Genomic DNA, 5715 nt, shown 5'->3' with positions numbered 1-5715 from the left:
ATGGCGGATTTGAAGCTTCTTCTTTGAAAATATGAGTTTTACCCATGTACGAACGGTGCTGCAGAGCGGCAATGTTGTATTTGCTTCATCAGAAGCAAGGGAATGGATAGAAGCACGAATCCAGGAGGAAATAGGGAATACATTCGGCTTCAAGCCGAACGTCATGCTGCGGACGGCTCAGGAAATGAATGCTATTGTAGCTGAATGTCCGTATGATGCAGCTGCGCTGAAGGAAGGAGAGGGGATTCAGATTACAATGTACAAGGGTGAGCCTTCGCCTGACACCGCCAGTATATTGTCTAATGGTATGCAAGAAGTCGATGAATTCCAGATACAAGGTCGCGAGATATATTGTTTGTATCGCCAGAGTGTCTTGGATTCGAAGCTGGCAAATAATTTTCAAAAGTTAGGATCGAATGTAACGACACGGAATTGGAATACCATGACGAAACTTGCGGCGCTTGCGAGTGAACTTGATGATTTCCTGCAGCGTGAGAATGGCAATGGGAATGATTAATCTATTGGTTCGTGCGATGGAGATTTACTCTATTGACAAAATGGCTATTTTCACATCATAATATGTAATGTTTAAACATATAAACATACGAGGTGAGAATCATCACGACTGAGCACGGACAATATGATTGCAGCAGTAACAAAGAGCAGGTGTTGGAGAAGTTTCAGCAGGCGACACCCATCTTTCAAGCGCTTGGTGACACGAATCGGCAGCAGATCATTATACTCCTGCTTGAACATAGCGCTCTGAATGTGAACCAAATCACCGAACATATGGAAATATCGAGACCGGCCGTCTCGCACCATCTGAAAATCTTAAGACAAGCCGGGCTCATCACCTTCGACAAGCAGGCGAATGAGAAGCTGTATTCCTTGCGTGCAGGGGAATTTATGACGACGATTAAAGAGTTGATGTTGTCCATTGAAGCGGGAGTGTAACCAATGAAGGCATATCGGTTCGGATAGAAGAATGCGTATCGTGTTACAGATACTCCATGAACTCAAGTCGATTTCCAAATGGATCGTTTACATAGAAGCGAATTACACCTTCTTCTATCCGGGCAGAGTCGTCGGCCACTTCAATATGATGCTGCAGGAGATGGGACTGTAGGGATTCAAGATTGGTAACAACGAAGGCGGGATGAGCTTTTGTCGCAGGAACGAAGTCTTGCTGCACGCCGATATGGACTTGGTGACTTCCGCATTGAAACCATACACCTCCACGCTGCTGAAGAGCTTCGGGCTTCGGAATCTCTGCCCAGCCCAATAATTCGTGATAGAATTTCCGGGCTACGGATTCACATTCGACGGGGGCAGCTAACTGGATATGGTCAAGACCATGAAAGATGTGGGACATGCGTAACCTCCTTTTTGTTCCGTTCTGTGGAACGTGGTTTCATTTTCTAATCCTATTATATAGGATCAAGATGTAAAATCCAATGGGTGAAGTGTTTCTTTCTGTGCAAGAAGTGCTTATTTTTTTGCTAAGTATGTTTAAATGTTTAAACATATTATCTAACTAAAGGGTGAACGATTATCATGAGTAATCAAAAGTATAACCGAAGCATTTATGTGCTTATGCTGCTTGTGCCGTTATTTTGGGGTGGATCATTTTCTACAGCAGCTCATGTCATTACCGAGATTCCTCCACTTGTTGCCGCAACGATTCGATTTGCATTGGCAGGGATGATCTTAGCGGTGCTGCTCACGATGCGATCAGAGTGGAATTTCCGTGCATGGAGGGCGAATTGGAAGGGACTTCTCATTGTATCGCTTACGGGAATTTTCGGATACAATGCGTTGTTCTTTATGGCGCTGCATTATACGTCTGCAATTAACGGTTCACTCATCATTGCGACGATGCCGCTGTTTGTTTCGCTTGGTGCGATGTTATTCTTCAAGGAACGATGGAACGGCATGTTTGGGATTAGCCTTGCGCTGTCCTTCATCGGTGTGGTTATCGTAATTACGAAGGGCTCATGGCATCGATTAGCTAGCTTGTCCTTCAACGAAGGTGATTTATTGTTTCTGGCAGCATTAATGTGCGGGGTCATATATAGTCTTGTTGGGAAAAGGGTAGTGCATGATGTTTCTCCCTTGTTCACGACTACAGTAATGACCATGTTAGGTCCTCTTTCCCTGGGAGTCAGTTCGCTTTTTGAAGGGGGTTGGGGTAAAGTTCCCGATATGTCTCTGCAAGGCTGGACAGAGATGGCGTATATGGTCGTATGCGGTACGCTTATCGGGTATATTATTTTCAACCTTGGTGTGCAGCAGATCGGTGCGAGCAAGGCGAGCATATACTTGAATTTGACACCAATCATAACCTCACTATTGTCCGTATGGCTGTACGGTGACAGCATGACGTGGTCGATTGCTGTTGGTCTTGTCTTCGTGCTGGCAGGTGTATGCTTGGCAACCATTCAGCCGAGACGAAGAGCTAGAACATCAAGCATCGGTCAATCGGTAAAGTGACAGAGGATGATACGTGGTCATATACCGTAAATCGAAGGTAGATATTGAATATGCAACACTCTGAAGGGATGCAATCAGCCAGCTGGACAGCGCTCAACAAGACTATTGGCGAATCTTATCTCCCTGCTAGAGAAGAAAGAGAAGAAACTCTCCTTGTTGGATTTGGGAGAGTTTCTTTGTATCTGAAGCCAATTAGACGGTCGGGCCGGTGAACGGGAAGTGCAGTGCGGCCATATAGGCGAGCGTAATTAATCCAGCCATAAGCAGAGTGAACCATACATCGCGCCAATGGCAGCGTGTAATATAATAGTAGGTACGTGATTGGCCCATCTGGAACCGCTTCGCCTCCATTGCGACAGCGACTCGCTGCGCACGGCGAATGCTCTGTGCGAGCAGTGGCAGGGCGTACATTCGAAGACGCTCATATATCCCTTTAAATCCCTTGCTGTATTGAACGCCGCGGATTTGCAGGGCATGCGTGCGAACTCGGTAATCCTCCCAGATCGCAGGGAGCAGCCGCAAGGAGGCGATGAAGCTATAAGCATATTGCGGCGGAAGCCGGAATTGCTGCATCAGCCCATAGAATAACAATATTGGCTTCGTCGTGAAGGCGAATGTGATGCCAAGCATGCCGAAACAGAGTGTTTTCACTCCGATGACAAGTCCGCGGTAGAAGCTCTCCTCGGTGATTCGGATTATTCCCCATGACCACCATTCATGCTCCCCCTTACCGAACAAGATCATCGTGGATGCCGTCGAGACGAACAAGAGAAGGAACGGTGTTGTCACGAATAGCAGCTTCTTCGTAGAGTGGCCGCTGCATAGAAACAACAGCAGTGTGTAGAAGATTAGCTGATAACATGCAAAATCAAGCTCTCGGGTTAGCAGCGCAATAATGAGCAAAGCGAGAAAGACGAGAAGCTTGAGCGCAGGGTTAACCTGATGGAGCCACGTTTCAGATTTGGGAGCGAATAGTTTCATTTCATCTGCACCTCCCGCATTGTCTGTCCACGTGGGGAAGCTTCTACTTCGATCAGTTGTCCTTGCTCAACATGCCATATCCGATCTGCAAAACGATCCACGATATTCATGTCATGTGTCACCATGACTATGGCGGTTTCTTCTGTCCGAAGCCGGTTCAACTTTTCCAATATAGCAAATGTATTTTTAGCGTCTTGCCCGAAGGTAGGCTCATCCAGGAGCAGGATCGGACGCTTGCGCATCATCGCTGTGGCGACACTTAATCTGCGTTTCTGACCAAGTGACAAATGATACGGATGCCGATCCTGTCCGATATTCAGATCGAATGATTCCAAGACTTGTTCCACTCTATGTGCAATGTCCGATTCATCCCAGTTGTTCTGCCTAGGTTCATAAGCAAGCTCATCATAGATCGAATCCGTTAGAAACTGCATCTCAGGATTCTGAAATACGAAGGCGAGTTCGGCTGGAGGCTGCTTTCCCGTATTTCTGAATCGCGGGAACCATCGCTTGCGAGACGGTGCTGGCAGCTCTTGACCCTCAATAAGATACATGCCGTTAGTAGGCAGAATTTGCATAAGAGACAACAATAGTGTGCTCTTGCCAGCCCCGTTCTCTCCGATAATCGTAATCCATTCACCCGGATAAATATCAACGCTGGGGACGAATATGCGACGAATTTCTTCATAGTATCCGCTAAAATCACGCAAAGAGAGCAGTGGCTGCACGGCTTGCAGACGCGCGTAGATGCGCCCACCGTCCTGCTTGCAATGAGGCTGTTGATATCCGTTCGCCGTTCGTTGCTGCGATATGGCTTGGTAGGCTTCTGAATGAATGTAGTCCTGCCATACACCTGGATACCATATGCCATACTCAATGAGCTTATCTTTATGGTGTAGAAATACATTTCTCGGCTCGTCGTCCGCAATGATTCGTCCAGTGCTGTCGAATAGCACCACACGAGTGATAATGTCGATAACATGCTCGATTTTGTGCTCCACGATTAGAATGGTGGAGGAATCGGCAGCTTGTTTCACGGTGTCCCAGACTTGCTTCGTTCCTTCTGGATCAAGAAGCGCTGTAGGCTCATCGAGGAACAACACCTCTGGTTCTAGCAGCAGGACGGACGCAAGCGCGAGCCGCTGCTTCATGCCTTGGGATAGCGTATGGATTTCTGTATGCAGATTGTTGAACTGCAATCCCACTCTTTCAAGTATGCCTGTCATGTATGCTGGCATTTGATCACGGGGGATCGAGAGATTTTCCAGTACAAAGGCGAGCTCTTCATCTACATATGGCATGCAGAACTGGCTGTCCGGATCTTGGAATACGAAGCCCCAGCTTGAAGGAAGCTTAATCTGATCGTATTTCATCGGCACTTCGATAGAGTGGGGCATAATTCCGCTTAATACTTGCAGCAGTGTTGATTTGCCGCAACCGCTTGGCCCGAGGAGCAGTACCTTCTCGCCAGTAGAAATGTGGAAGGAGAGGTCCTTGAACAGCAAGGAATCCTCTCCTGGAAATGTTAGGCGCAAGCGGTCAACAAATGCAGACGAATTCGCATGAGATTCCTGTTGCATGTGTAACCACCTTATTCCGAATTTGTGGCGTACGCACAAATTCTATCTATTCATATTATGCGTGCTATTGATTCAGTACCGCGTAATCTTCTTTGGATACAGGACGTATGGATTTGGTTACCCCTGTCGCTTCCAATGCACGAACGAGCAAGCCGGCAAATACGCCAGCGAAGATGAACGCACTAATGACACGAAGTCCGTACTTCAAGACGAGCACCCATGTCTCGTAATCTGCATATCCGTAACCGAGATCGATGATGAATGAGCCGACTGCGGACAGAATGCCAGCGATACCTGCGATGACGATGCTGTGCTTGCGGTATCCAGTCAAGGCGAATGCCAATTCTGCCGCCAGACCTTGTACACAGCCATACACAATCGTCTCTAGTCCCCAAGCAGAGCCAAGAATAGCCGATAAATTAGCGGCAGCAAGACTTGCTAGGAAGCAGATGCCGGGTTTGCGAATGACCAGGTACGCGAATGGGCCAGCCATAAACCACATGCCATATGTTAATTGTCCTGCTTGTGGGAACAACGGCTTCGCGAGACTGTAGACGCTTTCCCACATTTTGAAGATTACACCAAATACGACCCCAATCATCACGGTAATGAGAATATCCGTAAACTTTAATTTGTTACTTCTCTGTTGTTCTGGCAACATAAC

The 5715-nt window shown here is 47.3% G+C and carries 7 protein-coding genes; 3 read left to right on the top strand and 4 right to left on the bottom strand.

Translation table 11 applies throughout. From position 1 onward, the window contains the following. Positions 1–31: 31 nt before the first annotated feature. Both AZ66_RS25955 and AZ66_RS25950 read left to right on the top strand, forming a co-directional pair. On the top strand, positions 32–517 hold the full coding sequence (locus AZ66_RS25955) for a DUF1697 domain-containing protein (RefSeq protein ID WP_231587058.1): 486 nt from the start codon (positions 32–34) through the stop codon (positions 515–517). Positions 518–609: 92 nt separating this feature from the next. After that, positions 610–954, top strand: coding sequence for an ArsR/SmtB family transcription factor (locus AZ66_RS25950; RefSeq protein ID WP_044357515.1), 345 nt, complete (start codon positions 610–612; stop codon positions 952–954). 43 nt (positions 955–997) lie between these two features. Here AZ66_RS25950 and AZ66_RS25945 read toward each other — a convergent pair whose 3' ends face one another. After that, the gene (locus AZ66_RS25945; protein ID WP_044357513.1) at positions 998–1372 is read right to left on the bottom strand and encodes a VOC family protein; all 375 of its coding nucleotides are present in this window, start codon (positions 1370–1372) and stop codon (positions 998–1000) included. A 182-nt stretch (positions 1373–1554) separates the two neighbouring features. Between AZ66_RS25945 and AZ66_RS25940 the strand changes: the two genes are divergently transcribed. Further along, positions 1555–2490: a DMT family transporter gene (locus tag AZ66_RS25940; RefSeq protein WP_044357511.1), complete on the top strand. Its 936-nt coding sequence runs from the start codon at positions 1555–1557 to the stop codon at positions 2488–2490. A 192-nt stretch (positions 2491–2682) separates the two neighbouring features. Here the strand turns inward: AZ66_RS25940 and AZ66_RS25935 are convergent, their stop codons facing one another. The 3 genes from AZ66_RS25935 to AZ66_RS25925 all read right to left on the bottom strand — a co-directional run bounded on the left by AZ66_RS25935 (position 2683) and on the right by AZ66_RS25925 (position 5712). After that, positions 2683–3471 carry an energy-coupling factor transporter transmembrane component T family protein gene (locus AZ66_RS25935; protein ID WP_044357510.1) on the bottom strand — a complete coding sequence of 263 codons (789 nt, stop codon included), beginning with the start codon at positions 3469–3471 and terminating at the stop codon, positions 2683–2685. Next, on the bottom strand, positions 3468–5051 hold the full coding sequence (locus AZ66_RS25930) for an ABC transporter ATP-binding protein (protein ID WP_044357509.1): 1584 nt from the start codon (positions 5049–5051) through the stop codon (positions 3468–3470). Before AZ66_RS25930 ends, AZ66_RS25935 begins: the two co-directional genes overlap by 4 nt. A 64-nt stretch (positions 5052–5115) precedes the next feature. Beyond that, positions 5116–5712: an ECF transporter S component gene (locus AZ66_RS25925; protein ID WP_021260309.1), complete on the bottom strand. Its 597-nt coding sequence runs from the start codon at positions 5710–5712 to the stop codon at positions 5116–5118. Positions 5713–5715 lie beyond the last annotated feature (3 nt).

Origin of the sequence: Paenibacillus sp. E194 (genome assembly GCF_000935845.1) — a bacterium.
Classification (GTDB): Bacteria; Bacillota; Bacilli; order Paenibacillales; family Paenibacillaceae; genus Paenibacillus_B; species Paenibacillus_B alvei_B.
This window is presented reverse-complemented; position numbering and strand designations above follow the sequence as displayed.

Coding starts and splice junctions, on each gene's coding strand:
- AZ66_RS25955 (WP_231587058.1), top strand. CDS start 32: ATGAGTTTTACCCATGTACGAACGGTGCTGCAGAGCGGCAATGTTGTA.
- AZ66_RS25945 (WP_044357513.1), bottom strand. CDS start 1,372: ATGTCCCACATCTTTCATGGTCTTGACCATATCCAGTTAGCTGCCCCC.
- AZ66_RS25940 (WP_044357511.1), top strand. CDS start 1,555: ATGAGTAATCAAAAGTATAACCGAAGCATTTATGTGCTTATGCTGCTT.
- AZ66_RS25935 (WP_044357510.1), bottom strand. CDS start 3,471: ATGAAACTATTCGCTCCCAAATCTGAAACGTGGCTCCATCAGGTTAAC.
- AZ66_RS25930 (WP_044357509.1), bottom strand. CDS start 5,051: ATGCAACAGGAATCTCATGCGAATTCGTCTGCATTTGTTGACCGCTTG.
- AZ66_RS25925 (WP_021260309.1), bottom strand. CDS start 5,712: ATGTTGCCAGAACAACAGAGAAGTAACAAATTAAAGTTTACGGATATT.